Here is a 23015-nt window from a genome sequence, read left to right as displayed (position 1 = left end):
TACGGCCTGTGACGTGAAGTCCTTCCTGTCGAAATGTGCCTGAAGCAGAACCGGGATATGGTCCGGGTTCTCTACGGGAAACAGGAAGGGAGCGGTTGGTATTACGCTTCGGATTTGGCTGAGCAGTGCGGGGGCGGCGACCGTTCAGGTCATGCGGTTGCTGCGGGAGAACCCCGACGGGGTCGATGTCACAATTTATGCCAGCAATGTGGATCCGAGTGCGGCTGCTCTCTCGGTGTGTGATGTGTCGGCGGTCGAACCTCGGTACGCGAGCAACGAGGAGTACGCGCAGTTCGCGCTCGACTTCTGTCGGATGCACCGCATCGACGTGCTCATCCCGCCGCGCCGCCTCGACGCGCTCGCGGGTCGGGTGGCGGACTTCGCGGCGGTCGGTACCAGTGTGATGTGTTCGCCGTTGTCGGCGGTGACGGCGCTGACCAGCAAGGTGCTCACCTACGAGATCGCCGGTGCCGCGGGCATTCCCGTGCCGCCGTGGCGCGAGGTGAGTGACGCCGACGAGTTCTGCTCGGCCGTCGACGAGTTGTCGCTCACCGGGGAGACGCTGTGCGTCAAGCCGAGCGGTGAGTATTCGGCGTTCGGGTTCCGCATCCTGGACGACCGCCCGCTGACCATGGCTAACCTGCGGGTGGCGCCCCGGCCGGTGGCCTCGGTCGAGGCGATCGCGGGGGCGATGCGGCGGGCGGCGCAGGACGGGGAACCCGTGCTGCCGCTGCTCGTGATGCCGTTTCTCGAAGGTCCGGAGATCAGCATCGACTGTCTCTCGGCTCCGGGAGGCGAACTGCTGATGGGGATTCCGCGGGCCAAGCAGGGGCGTTTCCGTATGCTGCTCGACGATCCCACCGTGGTCGATATCGCACGCCGGCTCGTACGGCACTTCGAACTGGCCTTCCTGACGAATGTTCAATTGCGCTATCGCGGTGGCGAACCGGTGCTTCTCGAGGTGAATCCGCGACCCTCGGCGGGCCTGTTCCACACGTCCTTCGCCGATGTGAATCTGCCGTGGGCCGCGGTTCGGCTACTGCTGCAAGGTGATTCGGGATTGCGGAAGCCGCCGCGACTGGGCGCCTGTCTCGCCGTGGCGGAAGCGGTCATGGAGGTCGTGCCGCAGTTGGATGGTCACCTGCCCGGTGCGGTGCGCAGGAGTGCGGACCTGGTACCCGGTTGATCGCTGGCGGCACAGTGAGTTCGGATCAGTCGCCGGTGGTGAACAGTCCACGGTTCATGGCGACGATGACAGCGTGGGTGCGGTCGTTGACGTCGAGTTTGGCGAAGATGCGGAGTAGATGGGTTTTGACTGTGGCTTCGGCGATGACGAGGCGTCTGCCGATCTCGGGGTTGGACAGGCCGTCGGCGACCGCGCGCAGGACCTCGATCTCCCTGGGGGTCACAGTGATCGGGTCGGGACGGCGGATCCGGGCGGCCAGGCGTTCGGCGACCCGGGGCGCGAGGACGGTCTGGCCGCGGGCGGCGGAGTGGATGGCGTCGACGAGTTGATCGCGGGTGGTGTCCTTGAGGAGATAGCCGATGGCACCGGCTTCGATGGCGCGTTCGATATCGACGTCGGTGTCGTAGGTGGTGAGGATCAGCACGCGGGTTCCGGTGCGGCGCACGATTTCTCGGGTGGCCGCCACGCCGTCCAGGACCGGCATCCGCAGATCGAGGATCGCTACGTCCGGGGACAGGGATTCGGCGAGGTCGATGGCTCGAGCGCCGTCGTCCGCCTCGCCGACGATCTGGATGGACGGTTCGGCCTGTAGCAGCGCGACGAGGCCCGAGCGCATCACGACGTGATCGTCGGCCAGGATCAGGCGAAGGGGCTCGGTCACGTCAGCTCCGCCCGGTCGGGAGGAGGGCGAAGATCCTGGTGCCCTCGCCGGGTGAGCTGGTGACGGCGAATTCCCCACCCAGTTCGGTGATCCGGTTGCGCATCCCGTTCAGGCCGAAACCGCGGGCCTGCTGCGGCGTGAAACCGATCCCGTCGTCGGTGATTTCGAGTTCCAGACCGGCGTCGGTGGGGGAGAGAACGACGCCGACGGTGCTCGCCTTCGCGTGCTTGCTCACGTTGGCCAGGGATTCCTGCGTGCAGCGCAGCAGCCCGATTCTCGCGGGTTGGTCGCACACGATGTCCGCGAGTTCGGCGTGCACGATCAGCCCGGTGTCTTCGGCGAATCTATCGAGGACCCGGCGCAGCGTCTGGGCGATTCCACCGCTGTCCGCGGGACTTTCGCCGACCAGAACCCTTGCCTCGGTGAGGTTCTCGCGGGCGGTGCGCTCGATGGACAACAGCTGTTTGGCGGTGGCCGCCGGATCGGCGCCGATGCCGTCGCGGGCGGCCTCGGCCAGCACGACGATGGAGGCGAAGCCCTGGGCGAGGGTGTCGTGGATTTCGCGGGCGATCCGTTCGCGTTCCTCGGCCGCGCCTTGCCGCTGGTGGGCAGCGGCGAGATCCGATCGGGTGCGTTCCAGCTCGGCGCCGAGTATCCGAGTGCGTTCCGCGCCCTGTCTGATCACCTGGTCCATCCACAGCCCGAGCAGGACGCCGCCCGCGTATCCGAGCAGGGTGAAAGTGGCATTGCCAGGAGAGAAGATCGGTCCGGTGAGGTTCCCGATGAGGGTGGCGACCGCCGCCGCGCTGAGGAAGCCGATCGCGCGGCGCGGCGTCGGCGTGTAGATCCAGAACAGCGGAATCGAGACGATGAAGAATGCCGCGCCGCCCTCGAGCAGGATCGCCGTCACGCCGAGGACGGCGACCAGCAGGCAGAGGAAGCTGGTGGTCCCGACCATGCGGTTGCGCGGAAAGGTAGTCAGCGCCACATAGCTCGCGGCCAGCGCCGTGATCAGGATCCACGTCGAGTACTTCGTCGGATCGGTGCGATCGTGCACCGCGATCACCGGCGGACCGAGGCCGAACAGCACCCAACATCCGGCATACCACCGGCGCAGAATCTGCGTCCGGGTCGGCCTCTGCTCCATTCCGCTCAGCCTACTTTCACCGGCTCGGCGGTGACGGCGGGGCGGGCGGGCCACCAGGTGCGATCACCCAGCAGCAGCAATACCGCGGGCAGGATCACGATCCGGATCACGAACGCGTCGAGCAGGACCGCCGCCGCGAGGGCGAAGCCCATCTGTTTCATCTCCATGATGTGCAGCGGAACGAAGCTGGCGAACACCGTGACCATGACGAACGCGGCGCTGGTCACCGCGCTCGCCGAACCGCCGACACCCTCGAGCACGGCCTGGCGGGTCGGCATGCCGGCGCGTGCGAGCTCGCTGATGCGGCTGAGTACGAAAACCTGGTAGTCCATCGACAGTCCGAACAGGATCACGAACAGCAGCAGGGGGACTCGGGAGCCGATCGAGCCGGTCGAATGGAAATCGAGCAGGCCCTCGGCCCAGGTGTGCTGGAAGACCGCGGTCAACAGGCCGAGCGATGCGCCCGCCGAGAGCAGATTCAGCCCGACACCGATCAGTCCGAGAACCACGGAGCGAAATGTCAGGACGGTCAGGACGAACGTCACCAGCAGCAACGTCGCGATGATCAGAGGCAGCTTCTGTTCCTGGTGACGCGGGTAGTCGGCATAGCGAGCGACATCACCGGTCACCGCGTAGTCCACTCCGGACAGGAGCCCGACGGTTGCCGGTAGGTAGTCCGTGCGGAGGCGTTCGAGTGACTGTTGGGCCGCATCGTCGCCGACGTGGTGCAGGACCGGCAGTTCCAGCAGGCTGACCCGGCCGTCGGGGGAGGTGCGCAGTTCGGTCTCGCCCGCGAGGGCGGGATCGGACTCGGCTCGTCGGGCCAGTGCGCGCAGCGCGTCGGTGACGTCGTCGGCGCGCGTCGGCTCGGCCGCCACCACGACCTGGTGCATCGACTTCAGCTGGGGGAAGGCGGTAGTGAGTCGATCGAACGTCTGCATGGCGGGGATGGAGCGTGGATGGGTCTCGCGGCCCATGTCGGTGAGTTCGAGGCCGAGCAGCGGCGCGGTGAGCGTGAGCATGGCAAGTACCGAGATGGTCAGTGCGGCTACCGGGCGTGCGGCGGTCAGTCGCAGCAGGGAGCCGGTGAGCCGACCGATGCTCTCTCGCTGCGGTTTCGACGGCTTGCGTGCCGTACGGCGCTCGGCTCGATCGGTCAGAACTGTCAGCAGGGCGGGCAGCGCGGTGAGCGAGCTGGTCACCGCGACCAGGGTGACGAGAATCGCGGCGGTCGCGATCGAGGAGAAGACCACGTCGTCGGCGAGATACATCGTCGCGCTCGAGACAGCGACGGCGATACCGGAGACCACCACCGCGCGCCCGGAGGTCGCCGCGGCCAGTTCCACCAGCGCCCGTGAACTGAGCGAGCTGCCCGCGCGGGCCCGCTCCTCGCGCGCCCGTTTCAGATAGAACAGGGTGTAGTCGACGCCGACCGCCATCCCGATCAGCAGGATGATGTTGGTGCCGACTCCGTTGTCGGGGAACAGATGTGAGGCGGGCAGCGACAGCCCGATCGCCGCGACGATGGACGATATCGCCAGCAGCAACGGCACCAGAGCCATTGCCGCCGAACGGAACACGACGAGCAGGGTGATCAGGGTGATCGGCAGCGCGATCAACTCGGTTCTCGCCAGATCGCGCCCGCGCAAGGCTTCGACGCCGCTGCTGATGGAGGGGCCGCCGGTCTGCTCGACCCGTAGGTCCGGGTACGCCCGCTGTACCTGACCGGTGTGCTCGCGAAGCACGGCCACATGCTTCTTGGCATCGAGCTCCGCGCCCGCCATGGTCACGTCGACGCGCATCGACGTGCCGTCGAGTGAACGCACCGGCGCAGCCACGGATTCGACCTCGGGCAATGCGAGCATCCGGTTGGTGATCTCTCGAGCGGCACTGTCGGCGGCGGCTCCTCCGCCGGTGATCAGCACCCGTTCCATCGGCACCTGCTGTAGCCCACCCGAGGTCGCGATCGCCTCACCGCGGCCCGCCTCGCCGATCCAGAAATCCTCGGTGGCTGCGGGTTTCCCGCCGATTCCGGCGCCGATTCCGGCGCATAACGCGACGAAGACGAACCAGCCGACTATGGCGCGCCACGGATGGCGTGCGCTGGCAACGGCGATCGATACCGAGCGATTTCGCATGTCGTCAATGCTGCTCGGGAGACCGGTGTCGCAGACAGCATCGACCGGTCGAACTTCGTGTCCACCGATCGGTGGACACCGTGCCGTTGTCAGCGGGAGAGTGGACGGCCAACCCCTGGAGAAATAGATCGAGGACGAAAGGTGAAATCAGCCACGCCGCGCACGCCGAATATTTGTGCGAATTGCATCATATCGCGCAAACTCTGCTCGGCCTCCGTTGAGGACGGCTGCCGATGCGGTTCGGTGTCGAGTGCACGAATGTGCATAACTGGTTGTGGCCCAATGACTATCGACGAATATTCAGGTTCGGCAGCTACCGGATCATGGGCGCATGTGAATAACTGGGACGGTTGGTCCATTTCCCTTGTGGATAAACCTCTGGCCACGTTCCGGAACGGTGAATTCGGTGGTGCGAAGGTCACTAAGTGGTAACACTCGGTTTTCCGGCGTCACGCCGGGAAAACCGTCGACTTCACAGCATGGGGGCTTTTGGGGGGGTGACCGTCGAATGGCGAAAGTGACAGTTCCGCGACACCGCTACGCCCGACGTGATGCTTTCTTGTCTGGAATTAACCCTCTCGGCGGCGAACACTGAGGGGGCGCGCAGCTAAGAACAATCCGAGTTCACCCGAGGGAAGGATTCCCCTATGTCCGTGAAGATGAGCAAGGCAGCCGCCGCGGCCGCCATCGTTCTGGCTCTTGGCGCTGTCGCCGCTCCGGTGGCCTCTGCCGCCGCGCCTGCGCCGCAGGCATCAGAAGTTGGATCAGTGGGGATCTGCTTCCCGGTGGGCAGCGTGGAAATCTGTTTCTGATCGCATCCGGCGTTGATCTATTGGTTTCCCGCCGTCTGTAGCTCGGATAACAAGTCGATAACGGAGCGGGATCCACCGATCGGTGGATCCCGCTCCGTTGTCAGCGGGGCAGCAGTCCGGCGAACCCCTCGAGAAGTAGATCGAGGCCGAAGGTGAAATCAGCCGCGCCGGAGTGTGCTCCGGTGATGACGAGAGCGGCCAGCGCGTGCATGTGGGGATGGGTCTCGGTGGGGATGAGCGGGAGGAATTGTGCTGCGGCGGAGGCGTATTCGGAGGGGTCGAGCGGGAAGTTGATGGCCTGGATGGTGAAGCCGTAGATGTGGCTGTCCATGGCATTCCAGGCCCGATCGGCCTGTTCGTAGGTGAAGCCCGCGGTGATCAGGCAGCCGAGGGTGGCGTCGATGTAGCCGAGCATGGCCGGGCCGACGTTGATGCGGGAGCCGAGCAGGCCGGTGGCCCAGCGGTGGTTCAGCAGGACCTCGTGAGCGGAGGTGGCGCGGTGGCGCAGTTCCGCCCGCCAGTCGCCGCCCGCCCGGGGGACGTAGATCTCCGCGACCACCAGGTCGATGATGCCGTCGTAGAGGTCGTCCTTGTTGGCGACGTGGTTGTACAGCGACATGGCTTCCACACCGACGGCCTTGGCGAGGTTGCGCATCGACAGGGCGGCCAGGCCCTGCTGGTCGGCGAGCGCGATGGCGGCACGCAGGACTCGTTCCCTGGTAAGTGGGGTGCGCGGCGGCATGGGGCTCCTGACTGTTGCCTTGACCTACTTACGGCGTAAGCGTAGCGTCTCGCAGTAGAAACTTACGCTGTAAGTGCGAGGCGAGGGACAGTTCTCATGACCGATGTGGATACGACGTCGATGACCGCCTGGATCGCGCCCCGGTACGGCGGGGGTGAGGTGTTGCGGGCCGAGGTCGTGCCGCGGCCGACGCCAGGGGATCGGGATGTGGTGGTCCGGGTGCGGGCGGCGTCGCTGTGCAGTGGCGACCTGCATCTGCTCAACGGGACGCCGTATCTGCTGCGTCTCGGGTTCGGATTGCGCAGGCCCAAGCATCGGATGATCGGGCAGAACCTGGCGGGCGAGGTGGTCTCCGTCGGTGGCTCGGTGACCGATCTTCGGGTTGGTGATCGGGTCTTCGGTGAGGTCCCCAGCGGCGCGTTCGCGGAGTACGTCTGTGCCGACGCGGGTGCGTTCGCCGTTGTTCCCGCTGCGTTGAGCATGGAAGAGGCGGCGGCGATGCCTGATTCGGGCATGACGGCATTGCAGGGTCTGCGCGACATCGGCAAGGTCGGGCCAGGGCACCGGGTGCTGATAAACGGCGCGTCCGGTGGGGTCGGTAGTTTCGCGGTGCAGATCGCGAAAGTGCTCGGCGCGCACGTGACGGCGGTGTGCAGTACCCGGCACATCGAGATGGTGCGCGACATCGGCGCGGACGTCGTAATCGACTACACCGCTGACGATTTCACTCGTGCGGAGGTGCCCTACGACGTGATCTTCGACCTCGCGGGCAACCGCGAACTACGGGAGATCCGCCGAGTGCTGGCCGCTGACGGCGTCTTCATCTCCTCTGCCGCCGCGCCGGGCAACAACTGGTTCGGCCCGATCCGATGGCTGAGTCAGGTGGCGCTCACCGACCTGTTCGCACGGCAGACCCTGAAGGCTCTGCTCATGCGACCCGCTGCCGCTGACCTGGAATATCTGGCCGGGTTGGCTGTCGGCGGAAGCTTGCGACCCGTGATCGAGCGACAGTTCCCGTTGTCCGACACGGCACTGGCCATCGCGGCCTTCGAACAGGGACATGCCTCGGGAAAGACCGTTCTCGTCGCATGAGCGCCCCAGCTGTCGTCAGTCGGTGAGTTCTCCTGCGGTGCGCCAGGATTGACGCTCCTCGGCGAAGGCATCGGCTTGGAGTGCGCGGAAGTCGGAGATGGAATCGTCGTTGTCCGCCAGGAACTTGCGGTAGTCGGCGAGGCGGAAGTCACCGTCCTCGGTGGTGATGTCCACCTTGCCCGCGGCGAAATCCGCGCGCAGGTCGAGCAATTCCTCCGCCTCCACCGGGTGCCAGCGAATGCGATCGAAATAGCGCAGGAGCCAGGGTGTTTCGGCATCGGTGGAGAAGCGGTCCACGCCGGGTCCGGCGGTGCCGACGGGGCGGGCTCGGTGGTTCCAGACCTGGGTGGTGCGGCCGACGAATTGGTAGCCGCCGGGGCCTTCCATGCCGTAGATGCACAGGTAGGCGCCGCCGATGCCGACCGCGTTCTCAGGCGTCCAGGTGCGGGCAGGGTTGTATTTGGTGGTGACGAGGCGGTGGCGAGGATCGGTGGGGGTGGCTACGGGGGCGCCCAGGTAGACATCGCCGAGGCCGAGGACCAGGTACTCGGCGTCGAAAACGGTCTTGTAGACGTCGTCGACGGAGGGGAGGCCGTTCATGCGGCGGATGAACTCGATGTTCCACGGGCACCACGGGGCATCGGCGCGGACACCGTGCATGTAGCGGGTGATCGCTTCCCTGGTGGCGGGGTCGTCCCAGGACAGCGGGAGATGGACTGTGCGGCTCGGGACCACCAGTTGGTCGGAATTCGGTAGTTGCGCTTCGGCTTCGGCGAGGAGGTCGAGCAGGCGGGGAATCGGCAGGACGGCCGGATCGACCCTGATCTGGAGGGAACGGATTCCGGGGGTGAGCTCGATGACGCCGCGCAGCCCGATCGCGATGAGGTGCTGGTGCAGGGCGTGGACTCGGGCGCGGAGGCCGAGATCCAAGGTGAGCGTCCCGTATTCGACGAGTACGCCGTCATCGCCTTGTCGTCGGTAGGTCACGCCGGTTTCGTCGTCGACCTCGGTACGGCGCAGGATGCCGTCGTCGCCGTCGCGGCCTGCTGAGAGAACGGTGCCGAACGCGGCGCGTCGGCGGGCACCGAGTTCTTGTGCGGGAGCTGCATGTTCGGAGCGGATGGGGACGAAGCGAACCTTGTCGCCCGGGGTGAGCTGGCCGAGTTTCCAACGATCGGCGGCGACTACGGTGACCGGGCAGACGAATCCGCCGAGGCTGGGGCCGTCCGGTCCGAGCAGGATCGGGGTGTCGCCGGTGAAGTCGAGGGCGCCGATGGTGTACGCGTTGTCGTGGATGTTCGACGGATGCAGGCCCGCTTCGCCGCCGTCGGTGCGGGCCCACTCGGGCTTCGGGCCGATGAGCCGGACGCCGGTGCGATCGGAGTTGAAGTGGACTTCGTAGTCGGTACCGACGATGGTGTCGAAGTCGTTGCGGGTGAAGAACTCCGGTGCGCCGTGTGGACCTTCGGTGACGGCGAGTTCCCAACGGTGGGCGAAGGCGGGCTGGTCGGCCATCGGGACGGCGGGGGCGAGGCGGGTCGACGGTGTGCCCAGCGTGAGCGATTCGTCGGCGCGCAGGGCCGCACCGGTACCGCCGCCGAACTTGCCGAGGGTGAATGTCGCCGCGCTGCCGAGGAATTCGTCGACCTCGATGCCGCCCGAGATCAGGATGTAGGTCCGCATGCCGGGGCCACGGATCGCGCCGACATCGAGCACGCCGCCCGCCGGCACCTCGACGGTGCGCCACTGCTCGACCGGGATGCCGTCCACCCGGACATCGGCGACCGCGCCGGTGACACACACCCACGTGGGGGCCGAGAACCGCACTGCGGGCCCGCCCAGCGTGCACTCCAGCCCGGCCGCGCCTTCTGGGTTGCCGAGCACTCGGTTGCCGAGGCGGAACGACAGGTCGTCCATCGGGCCCGACGGCGGAACGCCGATGTGCCAGTAGCCGATTCGACCCGGCCAGTCCTGGATGGTGGTCTGCATTCCGGGCCGCACGACATCGATGTGCCGCTGCGAGGGGGAAGGCGCAACCGTGGTGACGACTGCCGTGGACGTGGTAGCCGACACTCCCGAAGTCGTAGCGAAGGCGGCGGAAGGAGCGTCGTCGACGCGGGTGTCGGTGAGGCTCATCGGGTCACCACCATGCGGACCGGGGTCGGGTCGAAACCGTTGCAGGGGTTGTTGATCTGGGGGCAGTTGGAGACTAGGACCAGGGTGTCGATCTCGGCGCGGAGGGTGAGTCTCTTACCGGGGGCGGAGAGTCCGTCGACGATGCCGAGGGTGCCGTCGGATTCGACGGGGACGTTCATGAACCAGTTGATATTGGAGACCAGGTCGCGCTTGCCAAGGCCCCATTCGAGGGCGGCGGTGAGGAAGTTCTCCACGCAGGCGTGCTGGTGGCGGGTGTGGTGCCCGTAGCGCAGGGTGTTGGATTCCTGGGAGCAGGCGCCCGCGATGGTGTCGTGGTTGCCGACCTCGTCGGCGACCACCGTCATCAGGGGCGTGCCGCCTTCGGTGCGCAGGATGCTGCCGGTGGTGAGGAAGATATTGCGCTGGGCGGCGACGGTGGCCTGGGCGCTGTAGCGGTCGGTGCGGTCGGCAGCGGAATAGAGCAGGCAGTCGACGGCCTGGTTGCCGTGCAGGTCGATGATGTCGAGGTGGTCGCCCGCGCGGACGATCGCCGACCACGGCGCCTGGGCGGGAACGGTTTCGTCGAGGACGACGGTGCGGGTGGCGGTCATGCCGGAACCTCCGTGTTCAGTGCGGCCGTCCAGGCGGCTTCGGTGTTCTCCACGGCCCGTCGGTATTCGGGGTCGTCGTTGGTGGCGCGGTCGGCGGGCGCGGACCAGGCGAGGAGGTCGAGGTCGCCGGTGGGGCGGTCGTCGAGGGGGTGGGGGGCGTTGGCCACCAGGAGAGTCACCGGTAGATGGACGATCAGGTCGATGGTGGCGCCCACGTCACCGTTGCCGGTCGACTCGATCGCGCCGTTCGGTGCTACGCGAGCGCCGCGGAACAGCGCGATGGAGGGGCCGATGTCGCGGGGTTCGAGGCCCTGTTTGGCGGCGGCGAGATGAAGCTGGTGGCGGCCGTCGGTGGTTGGGCCGCACAGGGTGTCGTGGTGGCCGGAGGTATCGGTGAGCACGGTCGCCAGGACTCTGCCCTGGTCGGAGAGCAGTGGATGGCCCGCGCTCAGGTACGCCTGCCAGGGGACCTTCACGGTGTCGGCGACATTCAGCCGTTCCCACGGTGATTCGGCGCGCAGCAGGAACAGGTGGGCGCAGGTGGTGCCTGCGGGGTCGGTGAGGCGCACTCGGGTGCCGCGGCCGAGGACGACGTTCGCGTAGCCGCCCGAGGGGATGCGTTGTGCGACAACGACCGTGGCGGGATCGATGCCGTGCGGTGTCTCGGGACGAGCTGGGGTTGCTGCCGCGGCCTGGGCGCGCGCGTGGGCGCGGGCGCCGTCGGTGGATTGGGTACTCGTCATCGATTACTCCTCGGCGAGTGGGTTGACGAACGGGGACGATGGGCGAGCTCGTGGTGCGAGCAGGGTGGTTTCGCGCGGCGGATGCGTACTCGCCGCACCCGCCGCGAAACCGGATCACGCTGTCGCGGGAGCTATTTCGGCCTCGGGCTCGGCGCCCTTCGGGGTCGCGACCACGAAGCGGTAGACGACCGCGCCGACAGTGAGGATGACGGCCACCGACAGTGGGCCTGCCCAGAGCTGCCACCAACTGCCGCCCGCGGGGGTGTAGACCTCAGGGCGGGGCCAGGCCAGATTGATGACCATGGCGATGCCCCACACGACGGCGAGCGCGTTGACCGGGATGCCCCAGCGGCCGAGATGGAACAGGGTTTTGTCATCGGGGGCGGGCAAGCCCTGAATGCGGCGGAGCAGCAGCGGCACGGTGACCAGCAGGTAGGCCAGATACAGGCTGACGATGCAGACGCTGGCCAGGGTGGCGAAGATCGCGGGGTTGCCCAGGTTCAGTACCAGCAGGCCGATGCCGAGAGCGCCGATCGCGACGGCCGGCCACACAGGGGTGCCGAAGCGGGGGTGCACGGTCGAGAGGGCCTTGGCGAAGGGCAGCTTGCCGTCGCGGGCCATCGAGAACATCAGGCGTGAGCCCGCGGTCTGGATCGCGAGGGTGCAGACGATCACCGCGACCGCGACGCAGCCGAGCAGCACCGAGCCTGCCGGGCTGTTCAGCTTCGAGGTGATGACGTAAGCCAGCCCGCCGGTGGACAATTCGCCGTCGGTCAGACTCGGCGCCGCCATCAGCGCGCCGATCAGCATGAGGCCGCCGCCCAGCGCCGAGACGGCCAGGGCGAGCAGGATGGTGCGCGGCGCGACCTTGCGCGGGTTCTTGGTCTCCTCGGAAAGCTCACCGGCGGAATCGAATCCGACCATCACATAGGCGGCCATCAGACCCGAGACCAGGAACGCCGCCCAGTACGGGCCGGGCGAGGCCTGGTCGGTCTGGAACACCACATCGGGGCCGCGCTCGGTATTGACGAAGAACAGTGCGATGATCGCCAGCACGCCGACGATCTCGACGGTGACGCCGATCGAGTTGATCTTCGACATCAAGTCGATGCCGATCACGTTGATGGTGGTGGTGACGACGAGCAGCACGCTGCCGAGCAGTACGGCGTTCATCGCACCGTCGCGGGAGGTGAGCGCGGTGTCGGTGCCGATGAGCTGGAATCCGCTCCAGATCGAGGGCAGGACCACCTGGAGTGCAATGGCGGCCGCGGCGGCGGTGACGACCTGGGCGATCACCATCATCCAACCGGCGAACCAGCCGATCATCCCGCCCGCCAGGCGACGAGACCACTGATAGATACAGCCGGAGATCGGGTACCGGGCGGCGAGCTCGGCGAAGTTCAGCGCGACCAGGAACTGGCCCGCGAACACGAGCGGCCACGTCCAGAAGAAGGCGGCGCCGCCGAACGAATAGCCGAAGCCGAAGAACTGGAAAATCGTGGTGAGGATGGAGACGAACGAGAAACCTGCCGCGAAGGACGCGTAGCGCCCCAGTTTGCGGTGCAGGACCGGTTGATATCCGAAAGCTGCCAGATCGGCGCTGTCGCGGACGAGTTCGGCTGGGGCGGCGGGGGATTCGAGGGTCGTGGCCATGTCGGTGTCCTTCAGCGGTGCGGCCAATATCTATCAGTCGATAGTTTTGCGCGCCTGATCGCTCGAACGGTGTCGTGCGTGTATCGACTGCGCGGCCCGCGGTAACTTCTGTGTTGCCTGAGTTTCTGTCAAATGACAGAAATTCGACCGTCCGGCATCCTCGCTGGTGAGCTGCCCGCTGCGGTGCAGGTCGTCACCCGATGACAGAATCTCCGGTGTGGCGAATCTCGGTCCCGGGCGTCCCCGGCTGGAACAGCGGCGCAGACAGGGAACTACGCCGCGCGCGGAGATCCTCGACGCGGCGGCGGAGCTCTTCACGACCAAGGGGTATGCCAACACCTCGACGCGGGCGGTGGCCGACGCGGTCGGGATCCGCCAGGCGTCGCTGTATCACCACTTCGCGGCCAAGGACGACATCCTCGACGCGCTGCTGGCGGAAACCGTGGCGGGGCCGGTCGAGCTGGCGCAACGGATGATGACCGAACCGGACGACGCGGTGACTCAGCTCTACGCGCTGGCGCTGTTCGATGTGCGCCAATTGCGCACGGCGCGCTGGAATCTGGGGGCGCTGTATCTGCTGCCCGAGTTGCGGACCGAACGTTTCGTCGCGTTCCGGCGTCGTCGTGACGAGCTACGCGGGCACTACGAGCGCCTCGCCGCCGAGTCGTCGACGGCTGCCGGTGAAACCGATGAGGCGCGGATTCTGCCGTTTCGGCTGGTCGAGACGGTGATCGCGATCAGATACGACGAAGGAGCCGTGGGCGTGGACGCCGAGCGCGTCATCCCGGACGGCGTTGTGCGGATCGTGGGGCACCGCGGTGATATCGGTGCGGTGCGTGCCGCGGCGAACGCACTACTCACCCGGCTCGACGAGCTCGGCGGCAGCCCACCTGCGTGATGGCCGCCGACCGATAGCCGGGTCAGCGACTGGTCGGTGGGGCGATCTGCCAATGCTGGTTGAGCGCACCGGCGATCTCGGGCAACACCGTGATCGGGATGCGCTTGGCACGCAGCATCTCCCTGATCTCGCTCACCTGTTCGCGCTTGCGCATGTCGTAGGCGCCGGTGACGGGCCGGATCACCGGCGGGATCGACAGCAGCACGAGCTCGTCGGCCGACTCGCCGTCGAGGTCCAACGCCAGTGCCCAACGCGCGTGCTCGTCGAGGGTGAAGCGGCCCGCGACGACGCGGTCCCACAGCACCGTCGACGAGCGGAACGGGGTCCGCGTGTAGATCGCGTGCTCGTGCAGTTCGATCACGTCACGGACGAACAGCGCGACGCCCACCGCGAACCCGCCGACCGCCCCGACCAGTAATCCGGTGACCACCCGATTCACCCCGAACATCGCCAGGAACAACCCGACGACGCCCGTGGTGACCAGGACTCCGATCAAGCAATAGAACAGGCTCCGCCTGGTGGACACCACACCGGCACGCACGACCGACATGCGGACCTCCCTCTCCAGCTCGCCGGGCCCGATGCTCGCGCCGATCGGCGAATCACGATTCGTGGCTCACCCTAGCGGTGCGCACCGCCGCGGGTTCACGAGCCGAGCGACACCGCCGCCTCCGAGGTCTCGACGACGAAGGTGAAGGTCTCCTGGAAGTACAGCTGCACGGTCTCGGCATCGTGACTGAGATAGCCGATCGACAGGTCCTGACCGAGCGCGAGCTCGAAGTCGCCGCCGCGGGTGGTGAGCGCGAAACCGCCGGAAATCGCCGGCGCCCAGATGATCTCGCCGTCGATCAGCCGCTCGATGTGGGTCCGGATCGGGTGACCGTGATCGGAGGTCTCGCTGACCTGGGTGTACAGCTCGGCGCTGAGCACCACCGAGTACGGGCCCTGGACGCCGGCCAGGCGCAGGCCAGTGAGGGCATGCGAGATGGCATCGGGAATGTCGACGACATTGCTCGGGAGGGCGACGGGAGGGTTCGAGGAGGCCTCACGGATACCGGTGATGGCCGCCGCGGCGTAGCTCTCGAAGATCGCCCGGTCTTCGGCGAAGGCGATTTTCTGCGCGGCGTCCTTGAGGTTGTCGAAATCGGCGTCGTCCGCTCCGCGCGCGATGTCGTCGAGTTCGGCGCGCTGCAGGGTGAACGGCACCCGCAGCTCGATCACCGGTTGGATTGCGCGCTGACGGGCCTGCACGCCGTCGTCGGGCGAGTCGATCGCGGTGACCCGGCCGAGGTTGCGGGCCGAGAAGTCGAAACCGTGCGGTCCCGACACATCGACCACCCGGCGGCCCGCGATATTGCGCTTGAACGTGCGGGTCGCCTCCTCCTCGATCTGCGACCAGGCTTCGCCGGTGATCGGCGCCAGTTCGCGATGCAGGTTGTTCATTCAGATACTCCTTTTCATCGTGCCGATTGCGAGGGAGCCGTCAGAGCGAGCTTCCGCCGTCGCATTCGCGCGTTCGACGGGGTCGATTTCCGGCAGGGTCGCCGGCTCGATCTCGGTGCCTGCCGCGTCGGGTGCGTCGGGCAGGTCATCGAGGAAATCCACGGTGGGAGTGAAGAAGAGTGTGCCGGTGACGGCCGAGGAGAAGTCGAGGATGCGGTCGTAGGCCGCCTCGTCGGTACCGAGGAACATCCGCTCGAGCATGCGTTCGGTGACGCTCGGGGTGGCGGCGTAGCCCACGTAGTAGGTGCCGAACTCGCCGGTGCCGATGGTGCCGAACGGCATGTTGGCGCGCACGATCTGGCGTTCGGTGCCGTCGGGGTCGGTGATGGTGTTCACCGCGACATGGGAGTCGGCGGGTTTCACGTCGTCGGGCAGTTCGTAGTCGGCGAGCTTGGTCCGCCCGATCACCCGCTCCTGTTCCTCGATCGACAGCGCGTTCCACTGGTCGAGCGGGTGGGTGTACTTCTGCACGATCACGTAGCTACCGCCGGTGAACTCGGGGTCCTCGTCGCCGATCAGCGCCGCCGAGACCGCGCCTCGGCCCTCCGGGTTCTCGGTGCCGTCGACGAAGCCGAGTAGATCGCGCTGTTCGAAATAGCGGAAGCCGACGGTCTCGTCGACGATGGTCGCCGCGCCTTTGAGGCGGGCGCCGATCACCATGGCGAGTTCGAAGCACGGGCCCTGGGTCTCGCCCCTGATGTGGAAGAACAGGTCGCCCGGGGTGGCCGGTGCGCTGTGGATCGGACCGTCGTAGCCGGGAAACTCGTGCAGCTCAGCGGGTTTCGGGCCGACGAAGAGCCGGTCCCAGGCCGCGGAGCCGATCGAGGTGACGCAGGTCAGTCCTTCGCCGGGTACTCGGAATCCGATCGAACGGCGCAATCCGGAGATGTCTGCCAAGAGGTCACGGACCGCGGATTCGCCACCGGAGTCGATGGTGGCGACAAGGAAAATCGCGGACGGCGTGAGGGGATCGAGGATCGGCTGTGGCTCACCCATGGCGTCCACAGTACGGCTCCGGACCGACAGGTTTGATCAACACCTCGAGGTGTTGATCACTTCGGGCGATCGACCTGCTATTTCGCGACGGTCAGCAAAAATGTGACGTCGTCGACGGCTTTGACGCTGTGGCGGGCGCGCGGTACCACGAGCAGATCGCCCGCCGAACCCTTCCACTCGTCGGTGCCCGCGATCAGCACCAGCGTGCCGGAGAGCACCTGGATGGTGGCGTCACCCGCGTTGTCGTGTTCGGCCAGGCTCTGGCCCTCGGCCAGCGCGACGACCGTCTGGCGCAGCACATGGGTATGGCCGCCGATGAGGGTTTGCGAACTTCGGCCGCTCGTCGAGGTGGCCGCCAGCTTGAGCTGTTGACGGGCCACCGCGGTCAGCGATTTCTTGTCCATTGGATCGGGCCTTTCGCAGGCTTCTCGCGGGCTGGTCTTCGAAGGAGTATGCCCGACAGCGCCCACGCGTTCGGGCGTTTTGCCGTGACCGTTAGCTGGGTGTTGTCAGTCGCGGGTGTAGCGGCGAATCCGGTAGCGCAGACCGGATTTCGAGGTCAGCCACGGCGTGTCGTCCGCATGCCATTCCGGGCCGATGACCGGGGCGAAGGCGTCGCCCGCCACGGTGGTGTCGACCTCGGTGACCAGCAGCGTCGTCGCGAGCGGCAGCGCGGCGCGGTAGATCTCGCCGCCACCGGCCACCCAGGTGTCGGTCTCGTCGGTCATGGTCAGCGCGTCGGGCACCGAGGCGGCGCGTTCGGCGCCTTCTGTAGCCCAATCAGTCTGGCGGGTGACTACGATATTGCGGCGGCCCGACAGCGGACGAAAACTCGCCGGGAGCGAATCCCACGTCCGTCTACCCATGATCACCGGGTGGCCCATGGTGGTATCGCGGAAATTGGCCATGTCCTCGGGCACGCGCCACGGAATCGTGTTGTCGACGCCGATCACGCCGTTGTTCGCCTGCGCCCAGATCAGGCCGATCATCTTCACACCGCCACCGGCGCCTTGATGCCGGGGTGATGTTTGTAGTCGGACACCTCGATGTCTTCGTAGGCGTAATCGAACAGGCTCGTCGCCGGGCGCAGGTGCAGCGTCGGGAACGGGTAGGGCTCGCGGGTGAGCTGCTCGCGGACCTGGTCGACGTGGTTGTCGTAGATGTGCACGTCGCCGCCGGTCCAGATGAACTCGCCCGGCTCGAGCTCGGTCTGCTGGGCGACCATCAGGGTGAGCAGGGCGTAGCTGGCGATATTGAACGGCACGCCGAGGAACAGGTCGGCGCTGCGCTGGTACAGCTGGCAGGACAGTTTTCCGTCGGCGACGTAGAACTGGAAGAACGCGTGGCAGGGGGCGAGGGCCATCTTGTCCAGGTCGGCCACGTTCCAGGCCGAGACGATCATCCGGCGCGAATCGGGGTCGGTGCGCAGGGTGTGCAGGACCTGGGCGATCTGGTCGATGTGGGTGCCGTCCGGGGTCGGCCACGAGCGCCACTGCACGCCGTAGACGGGACCGAGTTCACCCTTGGCGTCGGCCCATTCGTCCCAGATGGTCACGCCGTGTTCGCGCAGCCAGGAGACATTGGAATCGCCGCGTAGGAACCACAGCAGTTCGTAGGCGATGGACTTCATGTGGACCCGCTTGGTGGTGATCAGCGGGAAGGACTCGGCCAGGTCGTAGCGCAGTTGGTGACCGAAGATGCTGCGGGTTCCGGTACCGGTGCGATCGGCCTTGGGCGTGCCTTGCTCCAGAACGAGCCGGAGCAGATCCTCGTACTGCGTATCAGGGGTGGCCACGTCTCGCGATTCTACGGGGGTGGGCTCGGCGGATCGGCACCTGGCAAGCTCTTCGGCTATGCGCAAGCTCTACGTGATCGGCATCGGTGCGGGAGACCCCGACCAGGTGACGGTGCAGGCGGTCAAGGCCATGCGGAAGGCCGAGGCCTTCTTCGTGATCGGCAAGGGCGCCGAGAAACAGGAACTCGTCGACGTACGCACCACGATCTTGGCCGAGCACGTGGACACGCCGCATCGGATCATCGAGATCGCTGACCCGCCGCGCGAGCGCACCCCCGCGGACTACGCCGGCGTCGTCGTGGACTGGCACGAACGGCGCTCCGAGCTCCTCGAAGCCGCGTTCGACCAGGTGGACGGCATCGGCGCGATCCTCGTGTGGGGTGATCCGGCGCTCTACGACAGCACCCTGCGGATGGTCGAGCACGTATTGGCGCGGGGGCGCGCCGACTTCGACTACGAGGTGATCCCGGGCGTCACCAGCATCGCCGCGCTGGCCGCCCGTCACCGCATGGTGCTGCACCGGATCGGCGAACCCGTCCATGTCACGACCGGGCGCCGACTGCGCGAAGAAGGGCTCGGTCCCGGATCGACCGTGGTGATGCTCGACGGCGAATGCTCGTTCACCGAGGTTCGCGGCGACGATATCCAGATCTGGTGGGGTGCCTACCTCGGCATGCCCGACGAAACGCTGATCGAGGGAAATCTGCGCGAGGTCGAACGCGATATCGTGGCCCGCCGCGCGGAACTGCGCGCGGAAAAAGGCTGGATCATGGACGTTTATCTGCTCCGCGCCGGCTGACGGATCCCGCGCCGATCCGCAAGAGATCGCTAAACTGGCAACCGTGCCCGAGCTGCCGGAAATAGAGGCGTTGGCGCAGTTCCTTCGGGATCATGCCGTCGGCGCTGTGGTCGGCCGTGTGGACGTGGCGGCCCTGAGCGCGGTGAAAACCTTCGATCCGCCGGTGACCGCGTTGTCCGGCCGCGATGTCACCGGTGCGGGCCGGTGGGGGAAATTCCTCGGAATGGATTGTGGCGGACTCTGGTTGATCACCCATCTGTCGCGCGGTGGGTGGTTGCGCTGGATCGATGAGCCGAATCCGTTGCCGCCGAAGCCGGGTGGAAAGAGTCCGCTGGCGCTGCGCGTGCATTTCTTCACGCCTGAGGGGGCCACGCCCGCGATCGACTTGACCGAGGCGGGCACCAAGAAACGGCTGGCGGTGTATGTCGTCGAGGATCCGGAGCTGGTGCCGGGCATCGCGCGGCTCGGGCCGGACGCGCTGGGACTGACCGAGGACGAATTCGCCGCGCTGCTGAAAAGCACCTCGCAGCGGATCAAGACCGCGATCGTGGATCAGACCCTGATCGCCGGGATCGGCAACGCCTATTCCGACGAGATCCTGCACACCGCGAAGATCTCGCCGTTCGCGAACACCAAAACGATGTCGGCGGACAAGGTTGCGCAGTTGTACACCGCGATGCGCACAGTTCTGCTCGACGCGGTCGACCGTTCGGTGGGTCAGGACGCGGCCCGGTTGAAGGGCGAGAAGCGTTCGGGCATGCGGGTTCACGCCAGAACCGGACAGCCGTGCCCCGTGTGCGGGGACACCGTGCGCGAGGTGTCCTACGCGGAGCGCTCGTTCCAGTACTGCGCCACCTGCCAGACCGGCGGCAAGGTGCTCGCCGACCGGCGGATGTCGCGATTGCTCAAATAGTCTTCTCGCGCCAGGCTTCCAGCAGTCGGAGCCAGAATTCGCTCACGGCTGGGAAGGCGGGCACCGCGTTCCACAGCGTGTCCAGCGGCACCTGTCCGACCACCGCGATGGTGGCCGCGTGCAGCTGCTCGCCCATGTCGGGGCCGACGAAGGTGGCGCCGAGAATGCGGTCGGCCGCAGTGTCGACGACGAGCTTGGCGCGGCCGTGGAAGTCGTCACGCGAGAGCGCGGAACCCGCGACGGCGATATCGAGCTCGACCGTGTCCACCGCGAATCCGGCGGTGCGCGCCTCGTGTTCGGTGAGGCCGACGGACGCGAGTTCCGGTGCGGTGTAGACGACTTGGGGCACCTGCTGGTGGTCGGCGCTCGCGGTGAACCGAGTGCCGTTCAGTGCCCTGCCCTCGGCGCGGGCGGCGATCACGTCACCGCACACTCTGGCCTGGTACTTACCCATATGTGTCAGTGCCACACGGTGATTCACGTCGCCGACGGCGTAGAGCCATTCGCCGGGCGCCTCGCGCGCGGTGAGCTGGTCGTCGACCTCGATGTATCCCGAGGGCAGGCCGACGGCGTCGAGGCCGAGATTCGAGGTGGCGGGGGTGCGGCCGGTAGCGGCGACGAGTTCGTCGACCTCGAGTTCGCCGTCGTCGAGTACCACGGTGACCGGACCGCCGTGGATGTGGCCGACGCCGGTGTCTTCGGGATCGCGACGCGAGACCAGCAGCGGTTCGGTATGGAACCGCACCGTGACGATTCCGGTGTCGAGCAAGCCGCGCAGGACCAGCTCCGAGGCGAACGGCTCACTGCGTGGCAGCAGGCGGTCACCCCGGACCAGCAGGGTTACCTCCTCGGCGCCGAGTTCGGCCAGCCAGGTCGCCGTTTCGCAGGCGACGACACCGCCGCCGATGATGGCGACCCGACGCGGGACGACGGTCAGGCTGGTGGCGTCACGGGAGGTCCACGGCAGGGCCTCACGCACGCCCTGGATGTCCGGAATGGTGGCGGTGGTGCCGGTCGCGATGACCACCGCGTGCCGGGCGCGCAAGACCTTGACGCCGTCGTCGGTAGCGACCTCGACGAGTCGTTCGCCGATCAGGCGACCCGCGCCGCGGACGGGATCGACGCCTGCCGATTTCGCCCACTCGACCTGGGAACTGTCATCGTGGTTGTGCACGAAGCTGTCGCGGCGGGCGAGCACGTCGGCCACCTGCGGGCCGCTCGCGCTCACCCCCGGCATCGACTCGCCGAGGCCGAGTACGGCGCCGGGCCGCAGCAGCGCCTTGCTGGGGATGCACGCCCAGTAGCTGCACTCGCCGCCGTACAGCTCCCGCTCGACGAGGGCGGCGGTGCGGTCGCTGCCCGCGATGGCGTAGGCGGCGGCGTTCTCACCAGCCGGTCCCGCGCCGATGACGATGACGTCGTATTCGGCCTCGGTCACTGCAGGTAGCCCTCGACCTCACGGGGGGAACGCAACCCGGTGTCTTCGGGAGATTCACCGGAGCCGGTGCGAGCACGTCTCTGCCGCAACAGATCCCAAGCCTGATCGAGCATCACTTCCAGCTCGGCCAGCTGCTTGCGTTCGGCTATCGGGTCGATCTCGCCCGCGGTGGCCTTGGCTCGCAGCGCGTGCTCGTCGTCGACCAGCTGCTTGATCCGCGCCAGAATGTCCTGATCGGTCATGTGCTCACCTCTTCGATAGTCGCCAGGGGTAGTGCCGGTTCCTGGTCCATGCTACGACCGCGAAGGGTCGGCTATCGGCGCGATGCCTCGGCGAGGCAGTCGGCCGCGACGGGCATGGCGCGGGCGAGGTCGGCGCTGGTGAGGGCGGTGTAGCCGATGGCGACGCCGAAGTGGTGCGGTTCGGCGAGGTGGTGGCGAGCCAGGCCGTCGAGCAGGACACCGCGTGCGCGGGCGGCGTCGACGGCGTGGCGTTCGGCGCCGGGGCCGGGGAGTTCGACGACTACGTGTGAGCCCGCGTCGTCACCGATGACGGGTAGGCCGTGGCGGGCGAGTTCGTCGACGACCATGGCGCGGCGGGGCGGCACGACCCGGCGCAGTCGGCGCAGGTGCCGCGAGAGATCGCCGTGGCGGGCGAATTCGCTGAGGATCCGTTGCCCCGCCGGGCTCGGGGAGCTGCCGATCTCGGCGCGATGGGCGAGTACGGCGTCGGTGATGCCGGGACGGGCGACGAGCCAGCCGACGCCGAGGGTGGTGGCGATGATCTTGCTGGTGGTGCCGAGATGTACCACGACATCGGGTGCCAATGAAGCCAACAGCGGCAGCGGAGCTGTGTCGTAACGCAATTCGCCATCGTAATCGTCTTCGATGATGAAAGTTCCGGTTCGTCTGGCGAATTCGATGAGCTCGACCCGGCGGGCCGCGGGCATCATCGCGCCGAGCGGGAACTGGTGTGCCGGTGTGCAATACACCGCGCGGATACCGTCCGGGATCAGGTCGATACGCAAACCGTCGGCGTCCACGGGCACCGGGACGGCCTCGATGCCCGCGGCTCGCAGCGCGCCGACGGCACGCAGGTAGCCGGGATCCTCGATGGCCACCCGATCGCCGGGACGAAGCAGCGCGGTGGCCAGCTCGCCCACCGCCGCGCTGGTTCCCGCGGTGGCCATGACCACCGATCCGGCCCCTGCTGCCAGCCCGCGATGGCGCAGGAGGTGATCGGCGACCGCCGCGAGGAAGTCCGGTTCGCCCGCGCGATTCTTTCGGGCCTCCGGCGCCTGATCGCCTGCGGCGCGCCAGGCGCGGCGCCACGCGGCGGAGTCGACCGCTTCGGCGCACGGTGCGCCGGGGCCGAGATCGAGCAGGCCCGCGTCGGGATCGGCGCCGTGCTCGGTCTCGGGGCTCGGCGGGGCGGTGGCCGGGGCGGTGCTCAAGTAGGTGCCGGAGCCGTGCCTGCCGGTCAGCCAGCCTTCCGCGTGCAACTGGTCGTAGGCGCCCGCCACTACGGCCCGGCTCACCCCGAGTCGCTGTGCCAGCCCGCGCGAAGACGGCAAGCGGTCGCCGACGCGCAGCACCCGGTCGGTCGCGGCGGCGCGCAGGGCGTCGGCCACCTGCACCGAGAGCGGCTCGGGGGCGGTTCGGTCGAGGGGAATCGGAAGGTCGTCGAGCATCGTCCACCTCGAATTGGCCTGTTGATATTCGGTTGAATTGGACCTACACATGGTCCACTTCT

23 protein-coding genes are annotated in these 23015 nt (G+C 67.3%); 6 read left to right on the top strand and 17 right to left on the bottom strand.

The genetic code is table 11. The features are described from left to right. The first annotated feature begins 151 nt into the window (after window positions 1-151). Entirely contained in the window at window positions 152-1186 is a 1035-nt protein-coding gene (locus tag OHS03_RS24695) for an ATP-grasp domain-containing protein (RefSeq protein ID WP_405148528.1), read from the top strand. Between the two features lie 25 nt (window positions 1187-1211). Here OHS03_RS24695 and OHS03_RS24690 read toward each other — a convergent pair whose 3' ends face one another. From OHS03_RS24690 to OHS03_RS24680, 3 genes are read right to left on the bottom strand one after another with little or no spacing between them, the layout of a single operon-like run. Further along, window positions 1212-1847, bottom strand: a complete 636-nt coding sequence (locus OHS03_RS24690) for a response regulator (protein WP_328657391.1) — start codon at window positions 1845-1847, stop codon at window positions 1212-1214. Window position 1848: 1 nt separating this feature from the next. After that, a complete protein-coding gene (locus tag OHS03_RS24685; RefSeq protein ID WP_328657389.1) occupies window positions 1849-2994 on the bottom strand; it encodes a sensor histidine kinase in 1146 nt (381 codons plus the stop codon). A 5-nt stretch (window positions 2995-2999) separates the two neighbouring features. Beyond that, window positions 3000-5132 carry an MMPL family transporter gene (locus OHS03_RS24680; RefSeq protein WP_328657386.1) on the bottom strand — a complete coding sequence of 711 codons (2133 nt, stop codon included), beginning with the start codon at window positions 5130-5132 and terminating at the stop codon, window positions 3000-3002. Window positions 5133-5779: 647 nt separating this feature from the next. Between OHS03_RS24680 and OHS03_RS24675 the strand changes: the two genes are divergently transcribed. After that, window positions 5780-5944, top strand: coding sequence for a hypothetical protein (locus tag OHS03_RS24675; protein WP_156677429.1), 165 nt, complete (start codon window positions 5780-5782; stop codon window positions 5942-5944). 100 nt (window positions 5945-6044) lie between these two features. Here the strand turns inward: OHS03_RS24675 and OHS03_RS24670 are convergent, their stop codons facing one another. Then, window positions 6045-6686 carry a TetR/AcrR family transcriptional regulator C-terminal domain-containing protein gene (locus OHS03_RS24670; RefSeq protein WP_328657384.1) on the bottom strand — a complete coding sequence of 214 codons (642 nt, stop codon included), beginning with the start codon at window positions 6684-6686 and terminating at the stop codon, window positions 6045-6047. 96 nt (window positions 6687-6782) lie between these two features. Here OHS03_RS24670 and OHS03_RS24665 point away from each other — a divergent pair, with 96 nt between their 5' ends. Then, window positions 6783-7778, top strand: coding sequence for an NAD(P)-dependent alcohol dehydrogenase (locus OHS03_RS24665; RefSeq protein WP_328657382.1), 996 nt, complete (start codon window positions 6783-6785; stop codon window positions 7776-7778). A 15-nt stretch (window positions 7779-7793) separates the two neighbouring features. On the opposite strand, the gene OHS03_RS24660 is transcribed toward OHS03_RS24665, so the two are convergent. The 4 genes from OHS03_RS24660 to OHS03_RS24645 form a co-directional block, all read right to left on the bottom strand. Further along, entirely contained in the window at window positions 7794-9914 is a 2121-nt protein-coding gene (locus OHS03_RS24660) for a 5-oxoprolinase/urea amidolyase family protein (RefSeq protein ID WP_328657381.1), read from the bottom strand. Beyond that, entirely contained in the window at window positions 9911-10525 is a 615-nt protein-coding gene (locus OHS03_RS24655; RefSeq protein ID WP_328657380.1) for an urea amidolyase associated protein UAAP2, read from the bottom strand. The genes OHS03_RS24660 and OHS03_RS24655 overlap by 4 nt, the downstream gene beginning before the upstream one ends. Continuing rightward, window positions 10522-11268 carry a DUF1989 domain-containing protein gene (locus OHS03_RS24650; protein ID WP_328657378.1) on the bottom strand — a complete coding sequence of 249 codons (747 nt, stop codon included), beginning with the start codon at window positions 11266-11268 and terminating at the stop codon, window positions 10522-10524. Before OHS03_RS24650 ends, OHS03_RS24655 begins: the two co-directional genes overlap by 4 nt. Before the next feature lie 114 nt (window positions 11269-11382). Beyond that, window positions 11383-12921, bottom strand: coding sequence for an amino acid permease (locus OHS03_RS24645; RefSeq protein ID WP_328657376.1), 1539 nt, complete (start codon window positions 12919-12921; stop codon window positions 11383-11385). A 217-nt stretch (window positions 12922-13138) separates the two neighbouring features. On the opposite strand from OHS03_RS24645, the gene OHS03_RS24640 reads away from it, so the two are divergent. Further along, a complete protein-coding gene (locus tag OHS03_RS24640) occupies window positions 13139-13819 on the top strand; it encodes a TetR/AcrR family transcriptional regulator (protein ID WP_328657374.1) in 681 nt (226 codons plus the stop codon). Window positions 13820-13841: 22 nt separating this feature from the next. Here the strand turns inward: OHS03_RS24640 and OHS03_RS24635 are convergent, their stop codons facing one another. The 6 genes from OHS03_RS24635 to OHS03_RS24610 form a co-directional block, all read right to left on the bottom strand. After that, window positions 13842-14369 carry a hypothetical protein gene (locus OHS03_RS24635; RefSeq protein ID WP_062987003.1) on the bottom strand — a complete coding sequence of 176 codons (528 nt, stop codon included), beginning with the start codon at window positions 14367-14369 and terminating at the stop codon, window positions 13842-13844. Between the two features lie 95 nt (window positions 14370-14464). Further along, on the bottom strand, window positions 14465-15262 hold the full coding sequence (locus OHS03_RS24630) for a family 1 encapsulin nanocompartment shell protein (RefSeq protein ID WP_328657371.1): 798 nt from the start codon (window positions 15260-15262) through the stop codon (window positions 14465-14467). Beyond that, window positions 15263-16318 carry a Dyp-type peroxidase gene (locus tag OHS03_RS24625; protein ID WP_328657369.1) on the bottom strand — a complete coding sequence of 352 codons (1056 nt, stop codon included), beginning with the start codon at window positions 16316-16318 and terminating at the stop codon, window positions 15263-15265. It abuts the gene before it with no gap. Window positions 16319-16395: 77 nt separating this feature from the next. Beyond that, window positions 16396-16722 carry a cupin domain-containing protein gene (locus OHS03_RS24620; protein WP_056814086.1) on the bottom strand — a complete coding sequence of 109 codons (327 nt, stop codon included), beginning with the start codon at window positions 16720-16722 and terminating at the stop codon, window positions 16396-16398. Between the two features lie 105 nt (window positions 16723-16827). Next, window positions 16828-17307 carry a dihydrofolate reductase gene (locus OHS03_RS24615; RefSeq protein ID WP_062987001.1) on the bottom strand — a complete coding sequence of 160 codons (480 nt, stop codon included), beginning with the start codon at window positions 17305-17307 and terminating at the stop codon, window positions 16828-16830. 2 nt (window positions 17308-17309) lie between these two features. Next, window positions 17310-18113 carry a thymidylate synthase gene (locus OHS03_RS24610; protein ID WP_056814079.1) on the bottom strand — a complete coding sequence of 268 codons (804 nt, stop codon included), beginning with the start codon at window positions 18111-18113 and terminating at the stop codon, window positions 17310-17312. Between the two features lie 58 nt (window positions 18114-18171). On the opposite strand from OHS03_RS24610, the gene cobF reads away from it, so the two are divergent. Both cobF and OHS03_RS24600 read left to right on the top strand, forming a co-directional pair. Then, on the top strand, window positions 18172-18912 hold the full coding sequence (cobF, locus tag OHS03_RS24605; protein WP_328657367.1) for a precorrin-6A synthase (deacetylating): 741 nt from the start codon (window positions 18172-18174) through the stop codon (window positions 18910-18912). Between the two features lie 43 nt (window positions 18913-18955). Further along, window positions 18956-19825: an Fpg/Nei family DNA glycosylase gene (locus OHS03_RS24600; protein ID WP_328657365.1), complete on the top strand. Its 870-nt coding sequence runs from the start codon at window positions 18956-18958 to the stop codon at window positions 19823-19825. Here the strand turns inward: OHS03_RS24600 and OHS03_RS24595 are convergent. The 3 genes from OHS03_RS24595 to pdxR all read right to left on the bottom strand — a co-directional run bounded on the left by OHS03_RS24595 (window position 19818) and on the right by pdxR (window position 22953). Further along, the gene (locus OHS03_RS24595) at window positions 19818-21263 is read right to left on the bottom strand and encodes a dihydrolipoyl dehydrogenase family protein (protein ID WP_328657363.1); all 1446 of its coding nucleotides are present in this window, start codon (window positions 21261-21263) and stop codon (window positions 19818-19820) included. The two genes, OHS03_RS24600 and OHS03_RS24595, sit on opposite strands and share 8 nt — an antisense overlap. After that, entirely contained in the window at window positions 21260-21505 is a 246-nt protein-coding gene (locus tag OHS03_RS24590) for a DUF2630 family protein (protein WP_056814059.1), read from the bottom strand. Before OHS03_RS24590 ends, OHS03_RS24595 begins: the two co-directional genes overlap by 4 nt. Before the next feature lie 71 nt (window positions 21506-21576). Then, window positions 21577-22953: a MocR-like pyridoxine biosynthesis transcription factor PdxR gene (gene pdxR / locus OHS03_RS24585; RefSeq protein ID WP_328657361.1), complete on the bottom strand. Its 1377-nt coding sequence runs from the start codon at window positions 22951-22953 to the stop codon at window positions 21577-21579. Window positions 22954-23015 lie beyond the last annotated feature (62 nt).

It is taken from the genome of Nocardia salmonicida, assembly GCF_036142455.1.
Taxonomy (GTDB): Bacteria; Actinomycetota; Actinomycetes; order Mycobacteriales; family Mycobacteriaceae; genus Nocardia; species Nocardia salmonicida.
Note: the sequence above shows the minus strand (reverse complement) of the source record. Positions and strands in the feature narration are given on the sequence as shown.